Source organism: Pseudarthrobacter sp. NPDC092419 (assembly GCF_044755045.1).
In the GTDB taxonomy this organism is placed as follows: Bacteria; Actinomycetota; Actinomycetes; order Actinomycetales; family Micrococcaceae; genus Arthrobacter.
Genome location: NZ_JBIVQF010000009.1, coordinates 88,569 through 105,696 on the forward strand (window position 1 = coordinate 88,569; position 17,128 = coordinate 105,696).

General features: G+C 66.4%; 15 protein-coding genes. 10 read left to right on the forward strand and 5 right to left on the reverse strand.

What is annotated here, in order from left to right:
* Together dnaK and ACIQC0_RS14120 are read right to left on the reverse strand one after the other, a co-directional pair.
* Entirely contained in the window at positions 1 to 1,866 is a 1,866-nt protein-coding gene (gene dnaK, locus ACIQC0_RS14115; protein WP_377214123.1) for a molecular chaperone DnaK, read from the reverse strand.
* Positions 1,867 to 2,027: 161 nt separating this feature from the next.
* Positions 2,028 to 4,250: an MMPL family transporter gene (locus ACIQC0_RS14120; protein ID WP_400535792.1), complete on the reverse strand. Its 2,223-nt coding sequence runs from the start codon at positions 4,248 to 4,250 to the stop codon at positions 2,028 to 2,030.
* Positions 4,251 to 4,390: 140 nt separating this feature from the next.
* On the opposite strand from ACIQC0_RS14120, the gene ACIQC0_RS14125 reads away from it, so the two are divergent.
* From ACIQC0_RS14125 to ACIQC0_RS14155, 7 genes are all read left to right on the forward strand, one after another.
* Positions 4,391 to 4,855, forward strand: coding sequence for a MarR family winged helix-turn-helix transcriptional regulator (locus ACIQC0_RS14125; RefSeq protein WP_400535795.1), 465 nt, complete (start codon positions 4,391 to 4,393; stop codon positions 4,853 to 4,855).
* A 9-nt stretch (positions 4,856 to 4,864) separates the two neighbouring features.
* The gene (locus ACIQC0_RS14130; RefSeq protein ID WP_400535797.1) at positions 4,865 to 5,683 is read left to right on the forward strand and encodes a methyltransferase domain-containing protein; all 819 of its coding nucleotides are present in this window, start codon (positions 4,865 to 4,867) and stop codon (positions 5,681 to 5,683) included.
* A 39-nt stretch (positions 5,684 to 5,722) separates the two neighbouring features.
* A complete protein-coding gene (locus tag ACIQC0_RS14135) occupies positions 5,723 to 6,346 on the forward strand; it encodes a LysE family transporter (protein WP_400535800.1) in 624 nt (207 codons plus the stop codon).
* A gap of 147 nt (positions 6,347 to 6,493) precedes the next feature.
* A complete protein-coding gene (locus tag ACIQC0_RS14140) occupies positions 6,494 to 7,021 on the forward strand; it encodes a low molecular weight protein-tyrosine-phosphatase (protein WP_400535803.1) in 528 nt (175 codons plus the stop codon).
* Between the two features lie 26 nt (positions 7,022 to 7,047).
* On the forward strand, positions 7,048 to 8,037 hold the full coding sequence (locus ACIQC0_RS14145) for a GTP-binding protein (protein ID WP_377214117.1): 990 nt from the start codon (positions 7,048 to 7,050) through the stop codon (positions 8,035 to 8,037).
* Between the two features lie 33 nt (positions 8,038 to 8,070).
* Positions 8,071 to 8,193: a type B 50S ribosomal protein L36 gene (ykgO, locus tag ACIQC0_RS14150; RefSeq protein ID WP_011693081.1), complete on the forward strand. Its 123-nt coding sequence runs from the start codon at positions 8,071 to 8,073 to the stop codon at positions 8,191 to 8,193.
* A gap of 16 nt (positions 8,194 to 8,209) precedes the next feature.
* Positions 8,210 to 10,321 (forward strand): chorismate-binding protein, encoded by a 2,112-nt coding sequence (locus ACIQC0_RS14155; RefSeq protein ID WP_400535806.1) that lies wholly within the window; start codon positions 8,210 to 8,212, stop codon positions 10,319 to 10,321.
* An 11-nt stretch (positions 10,322 to 10,332) separates the two neighbouring features.
* On the opposite strand, the gene cls is transcribed toward ACIQC0_RS14155, so the two are convergent.
* Positions 10,333 to 11,772: a cardiolipin synthase gene (gene cls / locus ACIQC0_RS14160; protein WP_377214899.1), complete on the reverse strand. Its 1,440-nt coding sequence runs from the start codon at positions 11,770 to 11,772 to the stop codon at positions 10,333 to 10,335.
* Positions 11,773 to 11,903: 131 nt separating this feature from the next.
* On the opposite strand from cls, the gene ACIQC0_RS14165 reads away from it, so the two are divergent.
* Together ACIQC0_RS14165 and ACIQC0_RS14170 are read left to right on the forward strand one after the other, a co-directional pair.
* Entirely contained in the window at positions 11,904 to 12,833 is a 930-nt protein-coding gene (locus tag ACIQC0_RS14165) for an aminodeoxychorismate lyase (RefSeq protein ID WP_400535809.1), read from the forward strand.
* A 42-nt stretch (positions 12,834 to 12,875) separates the two neighbouring features.
* Positions 12,876 to 13,340 carry a pyridoxamine 5'-phosphate oxidase family protein gene (locus tag ACIQC0_RS14170; RefSeq protein WP_400535812.1) on the forward strand — a complete coding sequence of 155 codons (465 nt, stop codon included), beginning with the start codon at positions 12,876 to 12,878 and terminating at the stop codon, positions 13,338 to 13,340.
* Between the two features lie 19 nt (positions 13,341 to 13,359).
* Here the strand turns inward: ACIQC0_RS14170 and ACIQC0_RS14175 are convergent, their stop codons facing one another.
* A complete protein-coding gene (locus ACIQC0_RS14175) occupies positions 13,360 to 14,076 on the reverse strand; it encodes a TetR/AcrR family transcriptional regulator C-terminal domain-containing protein (protein WP_400535815.1) in 717 nt (238 codons plus the stop codon).
* A 232-nt stretch (positions 14,077 to 14,308) separates the two neighbouring features.
* Here ACIQC0_RS14175 and ACIQC0_RS14180 point away from each other — a divergent pair, with 232 nt between their 5' ends.
* Positions 14,309 to 14,563 (forward strand): hypothetical protein, encoded by a 255-nt coding sequence (locus ACIQC0_RS14180; protein ID WP_400535818.1) that lies wholly within the window; start codon positions 14,309 to 14,311, stop codon positions 14,561 to 14,563.
* Here the strand turns inward: ACIQC0_RS14180 and ACIQC0_RS14185 are convergent.
* Entirely contained in the window at positions 14,560 to 17,124 is a 2,565-nt protein-coding gene (locus ACIQC0_RS14185; RefSeq protein ID WP_400535821.1) for an AMP-binding protein, read from the reverse strand. The two genes, ACIQC0_RS14180 and ACIQC0_RS14185, sit on opposite strands and share 4 nt — an antisense overlap.
* Between the last annotated feature and the right edge of the window lie 4 nt (positions 17,125 to 17,128).

Below are 17,128 nucleotides of genomic sequence, written 5' to 3' on the forward strand. Positions count from 1 at the left end.
CTACTTCTTCGCTTCGTCTTCGTCGATGATTTCAGCGTCAACGATGTCCTCGTCAGCCTTCTCGCCGGCGGGGGCACCTTCGGCACCCGCAGCACCGGTGGCGCCGTCCGGGGAACCAGCCTGGGCGTAGATGGCCTCGCCGAGCTTGGTCTGGGAAGCCTGCAGCTTCTCGAACGCGGTCTTGACCTCGGCGTCGTCGGTGCCTTCCAGGGCCTTCTTCAGGGCGTCGACGTCGGCCTGGACCTCGGTCTTGACCTCCTCGGGCAGCTTGTCGGCGTTGTCGGCGATCAGCTTGTCCACGGAGTAGGCGAGCTGCTCTGCGGAGTTGCGGGTGTCGGTCGCTTCGCGGCGGGCCTTGTCCTCGGCTGCGTGCTCCTCGGCGTCACGGACCATGCGGTCAATGTCTTCCTTGGAGAGCGCGGTGCCGCCGGTGATGGTCATGGACTGTTCCTTGCCGGTGCCCTTGTCCTTCGCGGAGACGTGGACGATGCCGTTGGCGTCGATGTCGAAGGTGACCTCGACCTGCGGGACGCCGCGCGGAGCCGGCGCGATGCCGGTCAGCTCGAACGTACCCAGCGGCTTGTTATCGCGGGTGAACTCGCGCTCGCCCTGGAAGACCTGGATGGCCACGGACGGCTGGTTGTCGTCAGCCGTGGTGAAGGTCTCGGACCGCTTGGTCGGGATGGCCGTGTTGCGCTCGATCAGGTGCGTCATCACGCCGCCCTTGGTTTCGATGCCGAGGGACAGCGGGGTGACGTCGATCAGCAGGACGTCCTTGCGCTCACCCTTCAGCACGCCGGCCTGCAGGGCTGCACCAACGGCCACAACCTCGTCCGGGTTCACGCCCTTGTTCGGCTCCTTGCCGCCGGCCAGTTCCTTGACCAGGTCGTAGACGGCAGGCATACGGGTGGAGCCACCGACCAGCACGATGTGGTTAATGTCGGAGAGCTTGATGCCGGCTTCCTTGATGACGTCGTGGAACGGCTTCTTGGTGCGCTCCAGCAGATCCTTGGTGAGGTCCTGGAACTTGGCGCGGGTCAGCTGCTCGTCCAGGTGGACCGGGCCGTCGGGGGTGACGGAGAGGTACTGGAGCGAGACGTTGGTGCTGGTGGAGGAGGACAGTTCCTTCTTCGCCTGCTCGGCAGCTTCGCGGAGGCGCTGCAGGGCGATCTTGTCCTTCGACAGGTCGATGCCCTTGACCTTCAGCTGGTTGAGCAGGTAATCAACGACGCGCTGGTCCCAGTCGTCGCCGCCGAGGCGGTTATCACCGGCGGTGGCGCGGACCTGGATGGTGGAGAAGTTGTCTTCGTCCTTGCCGACTTCCAGCAGGGAGACGTCGAAGGTGCCGCCACCGAGGTCGAAGACCAGGATGAGTTCATCTTCCTTGCCCTTGTCCAGGCCGTAGGCGAGAGCTGCTGCCGTGGGCTCGTTGACGATGCGCAGGACGTTCAGGCCTGCGATTTCGCCGGCTTCCTTCGTGGCCTGGCGCTCGGCGTCGTTGAAGTAGGCGGGGACGGTGATCACCGCGTCGGTGACCTTTTCGCCCAGGTACGACTCGGCGTCGTTCTTCAGCTTCATGAGGATACGCGCGGAGATTTCCTGCGGGGTGTACTTCTTGTCATCGATGGCCTTGGTCCAGTCGGTGCCCATGTGGCGCTTGACGGAGGCGATGGTGCGGTCGATGTTGTTGACGGCCTGGCGCTTGGCGATTTCGCCCACCAGGACTTCGCCGGACTTGGAGAACGCAACGACGGACGGCGTGGTGCGGCCACCCTCGGCGTTGGCAATAACGGTGGGCTCGCCACCTTCGAGAACGGAGACGACGGAGTTGGTGGTTCCGAGGTCGATACCTACTGCACGTGACATGTGTTGCTTCCTTCTTTCCTTGGAAACTTGCTGGCGCCCGCATGATTGAGCGTTCTGCACTCAACTTTACTCAGGGCGTCATCGATGTCAATCCGAAGTTGAGCGAAGGTGACTCAACTTTGTATTCGGGTCCGCCCCGCGCTGCCGGACTTCCGCGCCGTTTAGCGGATTTCCCCGGCGTCCGCGAACGACGCCGGCGTCCCGGTTTCGCCATTGGAGAACGGTTCGCGGGGATGCCGGAGCCCCTCCCGGGCCAGCTTTCCCGGCCACCAGATGGTCGGTCCGATGTCGTAGGCAAGCGCGGGCACCAAGAGCGAGCGCACCAGCACGGTGTCCAGGAGCACGCCGAAGGCCACGATGAATGCCAGCTGGACCAGGAACATGATGGGGATGACGCCGAGCGCGGCAAACGTTGCCGCCAGGACCACGCCGGCGGAGGTGATGACGCCCCCGGTAACGCCCAGTCCGCGCAGGATGCCCGGACGCGTGCCGTGCTTCAGGGATTCCTCGCGGACCCGGCTCATCAGGAAGATGTTGTAGTCCACGCCCAGGGCCACCAGGAAGACGAACCCGAACAGCGGTACGGTGGCGTCCGCGCCCGGGAAGCCCAGGATGTTGTTGAACACGAACGCCGCCACCCCCAACGCCGCCGCGTAGGAGAGGACCACGGAGAGCACCAACAGCACCGGCGCGATGACAGACCGGAGCAGCAGCATCAGGATGAAGAGGATGACCACCAGCACGATCGGGATGATGATCACCAGGTCACGCTGCGCCGTGGTGTTGGTGTCCAGCGCGATGGCCGTCACGCCGCCCACCAGGGCGCCGGGGTCCTCCGCCCTCACGTCGGCGCGCAGGGCCTTGACGGCCTCTTCGGCCTCGAGGGAGTCGGCGGCGGCGTCCAGCGTGGCGTTGATCAGTACCTTCCCGTCCCGGACGTCCGGGGCGCTGGGAGTCCCGGGGGCTCCGGTGATGGGGACGCTGCCCTCAGCCAGCAGGTAAGCGTCGCCGACGCCGTCGGCCGCCTTGACTGCCTCCAGCACCTCCCGCGCTTTGCCCTCGTCCGCAACCACGACGGCGGGGCTGCCGCTGCCGGCGTCGAAATGTCGCGCCAACGCATCCTGGCCGTCCACCGCAGTCGAGGCCGAGAGGATGACGTCGGTCTGTGGGACGCCGTTGGCCTTGAGCTGGAAAACTCCGGCGGACGCGACAAGCAGCAGCAGGACCGAGGCGACCCACACGGTTCGCGGCCGGCGCCGGACCAGCGACCCGGTGGCCCGCCACAGACCCTTTTGCCCCTCAAGTCCGGTGACCAGCTCGGGTTCGCGTTCGTCGTCGGGCAATAGCTTGGGGCGGAAGGGCCAGAAGGCGGCCCGCCCGGAGAGCGCCATCAGGGCGGGGAGGAGGGTCAGCGCGGCGAACAAGGCGCAGAGGATGCCGGCCGCAGCCACGGGACCGAGCGCCTTGTTGGAGTTCAAGTCGGAGAAGAGGAGGCACAGGAGGGCGATGATCACGGTGGCGCCGGAGGCCAGGATGGGCTCGAAGGATGCCCGCCACGCGGTGAGCGCGGCGGCCGTGCGGTCGGTGGTGTGGGTGAGCGCTTCGCGGAACCGCGCCACGTAAAGGAGCGCGTAGTCCGTGGCGGCGCCGATCACGAGGATGGAGAGGATGCCCTGGCTCTGGCCGTTGAGCTGGATCCAGCCCGCCTTGGCCATGCCGAACACCAGCAGGATGGCGGCGCAGAGTGCGAACACGGAGGTCAGCAGGACCATGACCGGCAGCAGGATGGAGCGGTAGACGATCAGGAGGATCACCAGCACTGCCGCCAGCGCCACCAGGAGCAGGAGCCCGTCGATGCCGGCGAAGGCGCCGGTGAGGTCCGCGGCGAGGCCGGCCGGGCCCGTCACGTACGACTGCATACCCTCCGGCGTACCCGCGGAAGTGGTGTCCCGCAGTTCCTGGACGGCCTCCTCAAGTTCGAGGGATTCGCTGATTGGAACGATGAACTGCACCGCTTCCCCGTCTTCGGAAGGGATGGGTCCGATGACGGCGCTGCCCAGCTCCAGGCCTTCGAGCTCTGTTTTCAGCGCGGCGGCTTCGCGCAGCTGAGGCGGGGCGAAGCGTTCCGGGCTTTCGATGACGATGACGGCCGGGACCTCATCGGCGTCCCGGAATTTGGCTTGCCAGTCCTGGGCCGCGGTCGCCTCGGCACTGGCCGGCAGGAAGGACGCCTGGTCGTTGGAAGAGACCTCCTCAAGCCTGCCGAAGGTGGGCCCGCCGATTCCCGCGAGCGTGAGCCACGTAAGGATGAGAACCGTGGGGACAAGCCAGCGCAGCCAGAAGGGCGCCTTGTTTGATGGTGAGCCTGCGTGCTTCGCTTTCATGCTGCCTTCCCCGGCCGGTGGATGTTTGACTCATCATAGATTATCTCCACCATGGAGATAAGTGACAGACTAGATTTATTTGGCGCGGACTTGGGAGCGGTAGGATCCCTTCGGACTATTGACCACAAGAGGAGGTGCGCGTGAGCGGAACGGTACCCACCGAGGGACCGCATCCCCTGGTCCTCCTCCTGCAGGAATTCACGCTGGAGGCCAACCGGTACGTGGATGCCGCCGGCGGGCGGAAGGACATGCACCGGACCGACCTCAACGCCCTGGCGGTGATCATGCGCCACACCGCCCGGGGTGCCGTAGTCACGCCCGGCGTACTCCGCAAGGAACTCGATCTCAGCTCACCTGCCACAACTGCCCTGATCGACCGGCTGGACCAGTCCGGGCACGTGGTCCGCGAGCGAGGCAGCACCGACCGTCGCCAGGTCGAATTGAAGATGACACCCAAGGCATACCAGGACGGCAACGCCATCTTCGCCCCGCTCTCGCGCCACATGGGGGAGGCACTGGCGGCCTTCACGCCGGAGGAGCTCGAGGTGGCGGCGCGCTTCATGGCCGCCATGGTGGAAGCGACGGTAGCCGCCCGGGAGGAGTAGCGTTTGGCTATGAGTGCGCAGCAGCCCGAAGACGATGTCTACACGCACGGCCACCATGAATCCGTGGTCCGCGCCCATGCCGCCCGGACGGCGGAAAATTCCGCCGCCTTCGTACTCCGCCACCTGCAGCCGGGCACGGACATGCTCGACGTCGGCTGCGGACCCGGGAGCATCACCTGCGACTTCGCGGGGCTGGTTGCCCCGGGGACGGTCACCGGGCTGGACCGGTCGCCTGACATCATCGCGCAGGCCAAGGCGCTCGCCGGGGAACGGGAAGTTTCCAACGTTGAGTTCGTCACCGGCAACATTTACGACCTGGAGTTCGACGACGACACGTTCGACGTCGTGCACGCCCACCAGGTCCTGCAGCACCTGACCGACCCGGTGGAAGCCCTCCGCGAGATGCGCCGGGTGGCGAAGCCGGGCGGCATCGTCGCCGTGCGCGACGCCGATTTCCACGGCATGAGCTGGTACCCCGCCATCCCGGAGCTGGACGAGTGGATGGAGCTTTACCAGCGCATCGCGCGCCGGAACGGAGCAGAGCCCGACGCCGGGCGGCGGCTGGTCAGCTGGGCCCAGGCAGCAGGATTCACCGACGTCGCGCCCACCAGCAGCAACTGGCTGTACGCCACCGGGCAACAGCGCCGCTGGCAGGCGCGCGTGTGGGGCGAGCGGGTGCTGCACTCCGCCTTCGCGGAACAGGCCCTGGAATATGGTTTCGCCAACCCGGCGGACCTGGCCAGGATCTCCGCCGGCTGGCACCGCTGGGGCTCCACGGACGACGGCTGGTTCCTGATTCCCAACGGTGAGGTCATTGCAAGGGCTTAGCGCCGGGGAACGCCGCCCGTCGGCGCGTAAGATTATGGGGTGCAATTCTCCCTGTGGCTCACCCTTGCGGGCGCCGGCGCCCTGATCAGCTTCACCCCTGGAGCAGGGGCCATCAACACCATGAGCAACTCGCTCAATGCCGGGTTCCGACGCTCCATCTGGGGCATTTTGGGACAACAGGCCGCGCTGGTCATCCACGTGCTGGTCGTGGCCCTGGGCGTAGGGGTCCTGGTGGCCAGCTCACCGGTGGCCTTCAACGTGATCCGTTACGCCGGGGCCGCCTACCTCGTCTACCTCGGCATCAGGCAGTTCCTCGCAAAGCCCACCGTCGCAGAAGAACAGGCCACCGCCCTGCGCAACGAGCCGGCCTGGTCGATTTTCCGGCGCGGGCTGTGGGTAAACCTGCTCAACCCCAAGGCGATCGTCTTTTTCCTCGCCTTCATGCCGCAGTTCATCCGGGCCGAACAGCCACTGCTTCCGCAGTACGCGGTTCTTACGGCCACCGTGGTGGCCATCGACATCCTGGTCATGTGGTTCTTCTTCGCCGCCGCAGCACGTTCCTTCCAGCGCCTCACCCAAAACGAGCGGGGCCAGCAGATACTCAACCGCGTATTTGGCGTCCTCTTCGTAGCCGTGGGAGTCCTGCTCGCCCTCATGCACTGAGGCCTCAGGAGGGGAGTGCGGGCGTGCGGAGCGGGTCCAACCCTGAGTCCTACCCCGCTTGGCCCTAAGTCACCCATCTTTACAAAACTGTCAATCCACATGAATTGCGGGTAGCCAAGGCCCTGATATGCGCGCATGCTTAGTGTCATGAACTCAGCGTCGAGCCCATACCGCGTTATCGCCGTCTGCACCGGGAACATCTGCCGGTCCCCCATGGTGGAGCTCATGCTCAGGGAGGCCTTGAAACGCGAGGGGCTGGACGGGGCGGTGGTTGTGGATTCCGCCGGCACCACTGGATACGAGTCCGGCCGCCCCATCGACCCGCGGGCAGCGCGCCGCCTCGCGGCCACCCAAATCCTCTCGGCCGGCCATGTGGCCAGAAAATGGGAACCGCAGTGGTTCAGGGACCGTGACCTCATCCTCGCCTTGGATATCGACCACTACGCCTGGCTCAGTGAAGCGGCCCCCGACCAGGAGTCGCTGGACAAGGTCCGCATGCTGCGAAGCTTCGACCCCGCGATGGACGGCCGCGACCGGCTGGACCAAGGCATCGAGGACCCCTGGTACGGCGGCCACGCCGACTTCGACGCCGTCTGGCATCAGATCCACGCCGCCATTCCCGGCCTTATTGACCATGTCCGGACGGCCGCCCTCGGGGAATCAATTTGCAGTTGAGAATCATTCTCAACTAATCTGGCGGCATGCACCTCATCGTCGTCGGTTCCCTGGACGCCCTCTGCCGCCAGCAGGCCTGTGAAGACCTGGCCGCAAGGCACCCCAATTCCCTGGTGATCCTGCACGACCTCTTGGAGAACGGCGTCGTCATCCGCCGCGTCTTTGGGAACGGGACCCTCGTAGAGCGGGAGGAAACCCTGCTTGAGCACGGCTGCCTTAGCTGCGCTGTCCGCCTGGACCTGGTACCCGCCGTCGAACGCCTCGCTGCCGGCGCCGGCGGCACGATCATCATTGGCCTGCCCCCGGCGGTCCCCGGAACGGTGGCCGTCACTGCCCTCAAGCGCGGCCTCGACCGGACCACGGGCACAGCGATTACCTACGAAAAGATGCTCGCGTGCGCGCCGGACGCCTTGGAGGACCACATCTGGGACTCGCACACCCTTTACGAATCCGGATTCACGCCGGTGGCTGATGACGAACGCACGCCCGGGGAATTCCTCGTTGGTGAACTTGAGTCCGCGGACCTCGTTGTGCTGGCCGAGCCGGATATCGTCCCCGCCCATCCGGCAGGCCGCGAACGGGGCCTGCACCTGATCCGCGAACTCGCCCCGCACATCCGCATCGCTCCTGGCCTTGACGGACCCGCCGCGACGCCGTCGCCGTTTATCACGGTCAGGCAGTCAGCGGAGCGGCCGCTGCATCCGGGCCGGTTCCGCCTCGCCCTGGGCACGCTGGCCGAGGGCTGCTGCGTGCTGCGAGGCCATCTGTGGGTGGCATCGGCTCCGGAGTGCCGGATCGCCATCCAAGGCATCGGCCCGCGGGTGTGGCTGGAAAACGTAGGAACCGTCCTCCCCGCCAGGGGAAGGCTGGACGCCGGCACTGTCATCGAAGCCACTGGCGAGGATCTTGACCCGGCGGAGTTCGCGGAACTCCTGCTGCACTGCCAGCTGACGGACGAGGAACTGGCCTCGGGCCATGAACTGCAGGATCCGTTCGGTCTGGCGTCTGCCAGCTGAACACGCAAGAACCACCCACTACAAGGAGACACCATGAAGGTCAGGAATTCACTGCGGGCACTGAAGAAGATCCCGGGCGCCCAGATTGTCCGCCGGCGCGGACGCACATTCGTCATCAACAAGAAGAACCCCCGGATGAAAGCGCGCCAGGGATAGCGGTACGCTCTAATCCATGAGCCCAGCCCCCGTCATCGTTGCTATCGACGGGCGTTCAGGCGCAGGGAAGACTACTCTCGCCGTCGAGCTTGCGGTCCGGCTCCGTGCCCACCACAAGGTATCACTGTTCCACCTGGAGGACATCTATCCGGGCTGGAACGGCCTGGCCGCCGGCATCGAACGGTATGTGGCCACAGTGCTGGAGCCGCTGAGCAGGGGCGAGGCTGCCACTTGGACCAGCTGGGACTGGGAGAACCATTACGACGGCCCCGCCCGGGTCACCCTTCCCGCCGAGATCGTCATCGTGGAGGGGGTGGGGGCCGCGGCCGCCGCGGCCCGCCCCTTCCTGGGCGCGGTGATCTGGGCCGAGTCACCGGACGACGTCCGGCGCACCCGGGCCCTGGACCGCGACGGCAGCACCTATGAACCGTTCTGGGACCAGTGGGCGGCCCAGGAGTCCGCTTGGCTCGCTGCCGACCCCGTTCCCGACCACGCCGACCTGTGCGTCCATAACCTGGCCGACGGCGGGGCTCCCGCCGACGTACTGCACCTCCTCCCCCATCTGCCCGCGCTGTCCACGGTGCTCGCCCCCGAAGTGGCAGCCCGCCACGCCTACACCCTCCGCGCCGAGCGACTGGAGTGCAGGCCGGACGCCCCTGCCCTGTTCCACACCCTTTACGGTGGTTCCCCGCAGGCAGTCTGGCTGGACAGCTCCCAGCACTCCCCCCAGGACGGACAATTCCCCGCGGAACGCGTGGGGGAATTGTCCGCCGAAGGGGGCGAAGGGGGTACCGCCGGGCGCAGCCGCTTCAGCATCATGGCGGACGACGGCGGCGCGTTCGGCCAGTCGGCCACCCACAGTTCCGGGGCGACCCGGGTGAGCTCCGGGTCCGCCACAGCGCAGGTTACCGGCCCGTTCTTCCGCTGGCTCAACACGGTCTGGGGCACCCCCTCCGTGACTGTTCCAGAGGACTACTCCTGCGGATTCACGCTGGGCTGGCTGGGCACCCTGGGATACGAGCTGAAACGGGAGACCGGCGGCTCTGACGTCGAATCGCCCACACCGGACGCTGCGCTGATCTTCGCTGGGCGCGCAATAGTCCTTGACCATACCGCGGGCGCTGTGTGGCTGCTTGCACTGGACGAGCCGGAGGCGGATGCCTGGTTCGCACGAGCCAGGGCTGCGGTTGATGACTCCCTGGAAGGGGGCAGGGCCCCGGGCCTGCCTCCCGAAGCCGGCGCCGGCACCGCCGTCGTGCGCCCTGCCCCCGCGTTCCGCAGCCGTGACAGCGGCGTGGAGTACCGGCGGAAGATCGGGGCAGCGCAAGCGCAGATCGCGGAGGGCAATTCCTATGAGGTCTGCCTGACCACCACGCTCACTGCTGCGGTCCCGGCCGGCGGGTTCGACCCCTGGGCGACTTACTTGGCCCTTCGCCATCGGAATCCGGCGCCCTTCGCCAGTTACCTGCGGCTCGGTGGCTTGACCGTTGCCAGCACATCGCCCGAGCGGTTCCTGAAGATCGCTGCCGACGGCGGGATGCGCGCGGAGCCCATCAAGGGCACCCGCCGCAGGGCCGCCGACCCGGAGGAGGATGCCTGGTTGCGCACCGACCTGGCGACGTCGGTGAAGGACCGGGCCGAGAACATCATGATCGTTGACCTGCTGCGCAACGACCTCAGCCACTTCGCGGTGCCCGGGACCATGACGGTGAGCCGGCTGTGCGCCATCGAAAGCTACGCCACCGTACACCAGATGGTCAGCACCATCGACGCCCGCCTGCTGCCTGGATCGTCGCGTGCCGAGGCCGTGGCGGCGTGCTTCCCCGCCGGCTCCATGACCGGCGCGCCCAAGATCAGCACCATGGCGATCCTGGACAGCTTGGAGGATGGCCCGCGCGGAATATATTCGGGCGCGATCGGCTACTTTTCATTGAACGGGGCAACGGACCTCGCCGTGGCGATCCGCACCCTGGTGATCAGCCACCCCGGCGAGGGGCCAGTGGAACTGTCCCTCGGCGTCGGCGGCGCCATCACGGCCGATTCCATTCCCGACGACGAATACGACGAAATCCGCACCAAGGCCTACGGCGTCCTCTCCACGCTGGGCTCAGACTTCCCCCGGGACTGAACCCTCCGCGGCTACTGGACCGTTGCGGTGAGGCGGGCCACGTTGTCGATGTACCGTGCTGCCAGCGGCCGGTTGAGCCAGTCGGCGAGCTTGAGTTCGTGCGAGATGTCCCGGTAGGTGTCCTCGACGGCCCGCATCTTGTCCACGATCTTCTCCCCAAGCAGCATTACGGAAACCTCGAGGTTCAGCGAGAAGGAGCGCATGTCCATGTTGCTTGACCCGAGGACCGCCACCTCATCGTCGATGGTGAAATGCTTCGCGTGCAGCACGAACGGTGCCTTGTAGAGATAAATCCGGACGCCCGCCTCGAGCAGCGCCTCGTAGTAGGAGCGCTGGGCGTGGTGGACCAGGAATTGATCGCCCTTTTCGGAGACGAACAGCTCAACGTCCACCCCCCGCTGGGCGGCGGTGGTGATGGCATAAAGCAGGGAATCGTCCGGCACAAAGTATGGACTGCAGATGGAGATGCGGTGCTGCGCAGAGTAGATCAGGGTGTTGAAAAGGCGCAAGTTGTTTTCGGTAATGAATCCGGGACCGCTGGGCACCACCTGCGCTGTCACGTGCCCGGGTTCGGGGTTCCCCGGAAGCTGCAGTTGATGTTCCAGGGACTCGTCCGTCTCGCTCAGCCAGTCGGTTGCGAAGACGACGTTGAGGGTGGTGACAATCGGGCCCCGCAGGCACGCCATCAGCTCCACCCACTCGCGGCCGGCCTTCCGGTGGCGCGGATTGTTGTACGAGGGCTCGATCAGGTTCTGGGAACCCGTAAACGCTATCTCCCCGTCCACCACCATGATCTTGCGGTGGTTCCGCAGGTCGGGCCGACGCCACTGGCCGTGGATCGGCAGCAGCGGAAGCATCCTTTTCCATTGGATCTTCCCCGCCCGCAGCCTCTTGAGGAGTTTCCGGTAGCCCTTGACGCGCAACGTGCCGATGTGGTCGAAAAGCACCCGGACTTCCACGCCGCGTTCGGCAGCTTCCTCCAGTGCCGTGAGCAGGTCGTCGGTAACATGATCCGTGCTCATGATGTAGAACTCCGCGTTGACGAACTTCTTCGCCTTCCGCACGGCCTCGGTCATGGCCAGGATGGAGTCCGGATAACCCGGGATCAGGTCCACCGAGTTCCCGTCCACCATCGGCAGCGAACCCAGGCGGCGGTTAAGCTCGGCAGCGGAAATGACCCATTCGGGGCCCGGGTAGTGGCTCTCCGCGTCCGCGATCGCCGAAATGCCGGCCCGGACCCTGTCGTTGACGAGCTCCTGCTGCTGGCGGCGTCGACTGGAGAGCTGGAAATTGCCGAACAGCAGGAACAGGAGAAGGCCCACAAACGGCACGAAGAAGATGCCCAACAGCCAGGCCATGGCCGTGGTAGGGCGCCGGTTGCCGGGGATGATTCCCACGGCAAGCACCCTGATCAACAGGTCAGCGGCAGCAAGTACTACCACAACCCACATCGGCGCGGTGCCGGCAAGCGAAAACGGCCACAACAAGCGAACAACCCCCGGGACACGAGCTCCCGGCGGACGGTTTCCTGCCGGGGCGCTGCGCCCAGCTTATCCGGCGCGCGCGGCACTAAGCTGGAGCCATGACCTCTCCAGCTCCCGTGGTTCTCGTCTTCCTTGATCCTTCCTTCCCGGACGGCCGCCTGGCCGACGCCGCGAAACCGCAGCTGATGGTCACGGACCAGGGCGCCACCCGCGGCGACGGAATCTTCGAAACCATGCTGGCGGTGGACGGCTCGGTCCGGAAGATGCAGGCGCACCTGAACCGTTTGGGCGGTTCCGCGGAGGCCCTGGACCTGGTGATCCCGGACCAGGATGCGTGGCGGCGTGCCATCGACACGGCCCTGTCGGAGCACCTCCACCAGAACCCCGCCACAGATTCGTCCGGGGACGAACGGGTGGTGAAACTGGTGGTCACTCGCGGTGTGGAGGGCAGCGACGGCCCCACGGCCTGGGTCCAGGTGTCCCCCGCCGGCAGCCTGGGCCGCCGGCAGCGCGAGACGGGCCTGGACGTGATCCTCCTGGAGCGCGGCTACGACAGCGAAGTGGGCGAACGTGCCCCGTGGCTTCTCCTTGGCGCCAAGACCCTCTCCTACGCGGTCAACATGGCCGCCCTCCGATACGCACGCAAGCAGGGCGCTGACGACGTCATCTTCGTCTCCTCCGATGGTCGGGTGCTTGAGGGGCCCACGTCCACGGTGCTTCTGGCGCATGTGGAAAAGTCCGACGACGGCACGCGGATCAAGCGGCTGGTGACCCCACAGCTGGACAGTGGCATCCTCGCAGGCACCTCCCAGGGCGCCCTTTTCGGCGCCGCCAGGGCGGCAGGCTGGGAACTCGGCTATGGTCCCCTGGAGCCGCAGGATCTCCTGGACGCGGACGCGGTGTGGCTGATCTCCAGCGTGCGCCTCCTCGCGCCGGTCAACAGGATCGATGGCAAGGAAATCGGCACCCCCGCCCTGCAGAAGGAACTGACCGCGGAGCTGAGCACCCTCTTCGCAGGAATTGATTAAGAACACGTTCGGGACGGGGCCAGGTCCCCGTATGGTGGGACCATGAACGCTGACGCGCCCCGGACCGACCAGCTGTCGTTCGACGAGTGCTGGGACCTGCTGGCCAACGACACCGTTGGCCGGATCGCCATCGTGGTGGACGGCCACCCGGAGATCTTTCCGGTGAACTATGTGCTCCACCGCCGGAGCATCGTGTTCCGGACCGCCGGCGGCACCAAGCTCTGGAGTGCAATGACGGAGCGTCCGGCTGCCCTGGAGATCGACGGCTACGATCCGCAGTCCGAGATGGCGTGGAGCGTGGTGGCACGCGGTGACACGGCGCTGATGCAGGACCAGGCGGAAAAGGACGCGGTGGACGCAGAACGGCTGGAGCCGTGGCAGCCCGGCGAAAAGGACAACTACGTCCAGCTCAGTGCCCGGACCCTCACCGGCCGGCGCTTCAAAGTCAACCGCCCGGATGTCTGGAACACCCGGACTTCGGACCCCCGCAGGGCTTCGTTCGAGTAGCCCCCGGTAGTCCGACCCTTCAGGAAGCGGTCACTACGCCCTCCGACTGCCGGGACAGGTGTGCTTCCAGCCCGGACAGCAGGATGGTCAGGCCCTGGTCGAGCTCGGCGGCGCCGTCGTATTCAGCCAGCGCGGGGGCCAGCGCGCGCAGCCGGGGGAACTCCCTGGCCGGCAGGCGGTGCAGCCCCAGCCGGAGGAGAACCTCGTTCTCCTCCGGGTCCACCACGAACTCCTGCAGTTCGTTGAGGATGTGGCCGTACAGAAGGCCGTAGTAGGCGCGGTACACGTGGAGGGCGTCGTCCGGAGCAAAGCCGGCCCCCACCAGCAGGGAGAGGATCTGCTCGAGCGGGCGCAATGTTCCCAGCGGCCTGAGGCCCAGCGGAGTGGACAGCGGCCTGGTCACCAGGAGCGGAACTACGTTCGGATGCTGCAGTGCCAATGCCCGCAAGCCGTGCGCAATATGGCGCAGCTGAGTCTTCCAGTCCGGATCTTCCGGGTGAATGGAAAGTTCATTCAGCACCAGCTCCGAAACACCGTCCAGAAGGGCGGCCCGGTTTTCGGCATGGCGGTACAGGCTCATGGGGTCCCGGTCCAGCGCCAGGCCCAGGCGCCGCATGGTGAGCGCGTCCAGGCCCTCCGAATCCACGATCTCCAGCGCTGTGCTGAGGACCAGATCCCTTGTCAGTGGAGCTTTGCCGGTCCGCGTTCGCGCGCCCGGGCTCTTCGGGGATGCCATTGACTGTTCCGTCCATTGGTTCGGCTGGGCGCCGCTGGGTAATAGTCCAGACGCTTGCCTATTTGGTTGGTCTACAGGTAAAGTCTACATCGTAGACAAGCGAACTATCGCTTAGCGGTCCACCGACTTCCTCGATGGCGCCGCCCAACGCTCCCAAGCACTTGTGCATGGCATGGGAGTCCGCTGCTGTAGCCGAACGGCGGCACCGCGCACTTAGCGATGGGAAGCCGTGATGGCACATTCGCAGTTTGATCTCTTCCTCCAGGAAGCCACCCACCTCGACCCTGACGCAGAGTCTGCCGTGGACTGTGACCGCCTTTACGGGCTGTACACCAGCTGGTGTTTCATCAACCAGAGAGCTCCCCGCCCGGAAACCACGTTCTGGGCGGCCATGAAACAGCGGCTCAACCCGGACCATGCCGGATTGAGCATGAAAGGGCCCGCCGCGGCGGATTACATCCTCGCCAGCTCGCCGGGGCTGGTCTAGGAGCGGCTGGCCTGAAGGGCGCCCACGCCAGAGCGGGTGCGGCGCCGCTTCAGTCCCAGCACCCAGCTGACCAGGGCCCAGTATCCGACGCCGGCCACGAGGGATGCGACGACGGCAACGGACGGGTGCAGGGCAACAAAGTAGGGGAACACCAGCCAGTGCGTGAGGTAGATGTACAGCGAGGCGCTGGCCAGCAGGACGGTGACCTTCTGCAGGCCCTTCGGGACCGGCAGTGTCCGCACCCAGATGAGGACCAGGATTCCGGTCAGCAGCGTGGCCTCGCGCACGAGGTCGCCGTAGAAGAATCCCGGAACGCACAGCACTGCAATGGCCGACGCCAGCAGGCGGTGCGGCACCGTCCGGGCCCGGGCGACGGTCCACCCCAGTGCGAACAGCCACAGGGCAGGGCCGGTGTTCGGCACGCCAAGGTCTACGATTTCAGACCTGCCCAGCAGCCCGGCAGCCGTCAAACCCAGCGGGAACGCCAGCGGGAATCGCCGTTCCAGTCGGCTCACGGCGGGGACGGCCAGCAGGGCCGTCATGCAGACAAGAAGGTAAGTCAGGACCTCCACGAACCAGAAGTGCCATTCGGTGGTCACTTCCTGCGGCCCGATTAAGGCGTTCAGCAGGAAGATGTTCGCCACGCTGTAGTGGTCGGTGACCACATAGCCGAAGGCGATGAACGCCATGCTGGGTACCACGATCCGGGCCAGGCTCGCCGCCTGGCGTCGGAGCCGACGGGCCCGCTCCCCTCCAAGCTGGAAGCGGGCAAAGTTATAGCCCGCAACGGCGAGAAGCACGTGGGCGGTCCCTTCCCAGTGGAACAGGCCGATGTGGGTGCTGATGATGAAGATAATGGCAACCGCGCGCAGGACGATGCTGGACTCGATGCGTGCCGTCAGCTTCCTGCGCGGCTTGGGAGGCGGCGACACCTGTTCCAGTTCGGCGACAGTTCGGAGGTGCCAGTCGGATGGCAGGGTGCCCAGGGCTTTTTCCAGCCGGACTGAGGTAGCCACGTAGGACAGGGAGTCCCCGCCCAAGGAAACAAACGTGCTGTCCGCCTGCACGGTCTCGAGCTCCAGCTGCTCCGCCATGATCCGCCGCACGTCCTGCGGACCTTCGGCCTTGACCGGGCGCTCATCCGTTGCCGGTGACGGGGCCGGGGCCGCAAGGGCCAGCACGGCCTGATAGTCCGGCTTGCCGCTTGCCAGCCGCGGCAGTTCCGCCACGGAGAACATCTGCACGGATCCACGCGGAATGCCCAGGCTTCCCGCCAGCATCTTACGCAGCAGGTCCGGGTCGTGGGTGCCCTGCAGCGCCACCACCAGCTGGCCGTCGGTGCCGGCGCTGGAGGCCTGCACGCCCAGGTCAGCCAGGATCTGCTCCACCCGGCCGAGGTCGATCCGCAGCCCCGCGATCTTGAGGAACCGGCTGCGCCGGCCCGTTACTTCGTACAGCCCGTCCGGGTGCCGTCGGCCCAAGTCGCCGGTGCGCAGCTCAGTGATGGTTCGCCCTTCCGCCAGGTCCGCAGGCGACTCGGCATATCCCAGCATCACGTTGGGTCCGGTATACACCAGTTCCCCGTCCTCAAGCCCGTCCACGGGGTCGATGCGGAACTTCCCGCCGGGTATCGGCACGCCAATGCGCGCCGGGCTTTCTGCGGCGAGCTCCGGCGGCAGGTAGGCCATCCGGGCGGTCGCTTCTGTTTGCCCGTACATGACGAACAGCTCCCACCCCCGCTCCCGGCCTAGCCGGGCGTAGCGCTGCACCAGCTCAGGGGCGAGGCGCCCGCCGGCCTGGGTGACGTAGCGGAGGTGCGGAAGGTCCATGTCCTGGAATCCGATCCGCTCCAGCAGCTCGAACGTGTACGGCACCGCGGCGAAGGCCGTCGCTTCGGTGCGGGTGAACACTTCCCAGAAGCACGGGTCCACCACGGAAAGGTCGGTCAGGACCAGCGAAGCTCCCACAGCGAGGTGGCTGTTGATCACCGAGAGGCCGTAGCAGTAGGACATCGGCAGCGTGGTCGCGGCGCGGTCACCGGCACTGAGCCGGAGGTATTCGCCGATGGACTCGGCGTTTGCCTGGACATTGCGGTGCGAGAGCCGGACCAGCTTGGGTGAACCGGTTGACCCGGAAGTGCTGAGCATCAGGGCAAGGTCGGGATGCAGCAGGTGCCGGGTTTCGGTGCGGACTTCCGTGATGCGCGGGGCACCGTCCCCGCCGCCGTCGCCCATTACGACGTCGGGATCGAACGCTGCCCTGATGGATTCCACAGCTGCGGGGTTGTCACCGGGCACCAGCACCAGGGGGTGCCCGCCGGCCAGCGCGGCAAGGTACGCCACCAGGGAATCGACGCCGTTCGTCGCGGCCAGCAGCACCAGCCGCCGCACCGGGCCAAGCCGTTCCGCGGTCTCATGGACGCGTGCAGCCAGCTGCGCGTAACTGAGCGTGTCCTTGCCGGCGAGCACCGCGGGCCGGTTTCCGAACCGGGCAAGTTGCGCAGCAAACGGAACGGCGGGGGCCGACGCCTCAAGGCGCCTGGTGGGTGGTGCGATGGTCACGGAA

Bases quoted from the DNA above. Each gene is read 5' to 3' on its own strand.
- ykgO (WP_011693081.1), top strand. From the start codon at position 8,071: ATGAAGGTCAGGAATTCACTGCGGGCACTGAAGAAGATCCCGGGCGCC.
- ACIQC0_RS14170 (WP_400535812.1), top strand. From the start codon at position 12,876: ATGAACGCTGACGCGCCCCGGACCGACCAGCTGTCGTTCGACGAGTGC.
- ACIQC0_RS14165 (WP_400535809.1), top strand. From the start codon at position 11,904: ATGACCTCTCCAGCTCCCGTGGTTCTCGTCTTCCTTGATCCTTCCTTC.
- ACIQC0_RS14145 (WP_377214117.1), top strand. From the start codon at position 7,048: ATGCACCTCATCGTCGTCGGTTCCCTGGACGCCCTCTGCCGCCAGCAG.
- ACIQC0_RS14155 (WP_400535806.1), top strand. From the start codon at position 8,210: ATGAGCCCAGCCCCCGTCATCGTTGCTATCGACGGGCGTTCAGGCGCA.
- cls (WP_377214899.1), bottom strand. From the start codon at position 11,772: ATGTGGGTTGTGGTAGTACTTGCTGCCGCTGACCTGTTGATCAGGGTG.
- ACIQC0_RS14140 (WP_400535803.1), top strand. From the start codon at position 6,494: ATGAACTCAGCGTCGAGCCCATACCGCGTTATCGCCGTCTGCACCGGG.
- ACIQC0_RS14130 (WP_400535797.1), top strand. From the start codon at position 4,865: ATGAGTGCGCAGCAGCCCGAAGACGATGTCTACACGCACGGCCACCAT.
- ACIQC0_RS14180 (WP_400535818.1), top strand. From the start codon at position 14,309: ATGGCACATTCGCAGTTTGATCTCTTCCTCCAGGAAGCCACCCACCTC.
- ACIQC0_RS14175 (WP_400535815.1), bottom strand. From the start codon at position 14,076: ATGGCATCCCCGAAGAGCCCGGGCGCGCGAACGCGGACCGGCAAAGCT.
- ACIQC0_RS14120 (WP_400535792.1), bottom strand. From the start codon at position 4,250: ATGAAAGCGAAGCACGCAGGCTCACCATCAAACAAGGCGCCCTTCTGG.
- dnaK (WP_377214123.1), bottom strand. From the start codon at position 1,866: ATGTCACGTGCAGTAGGTATCGACCTCGGAACCACCAACTCCGTCGTC.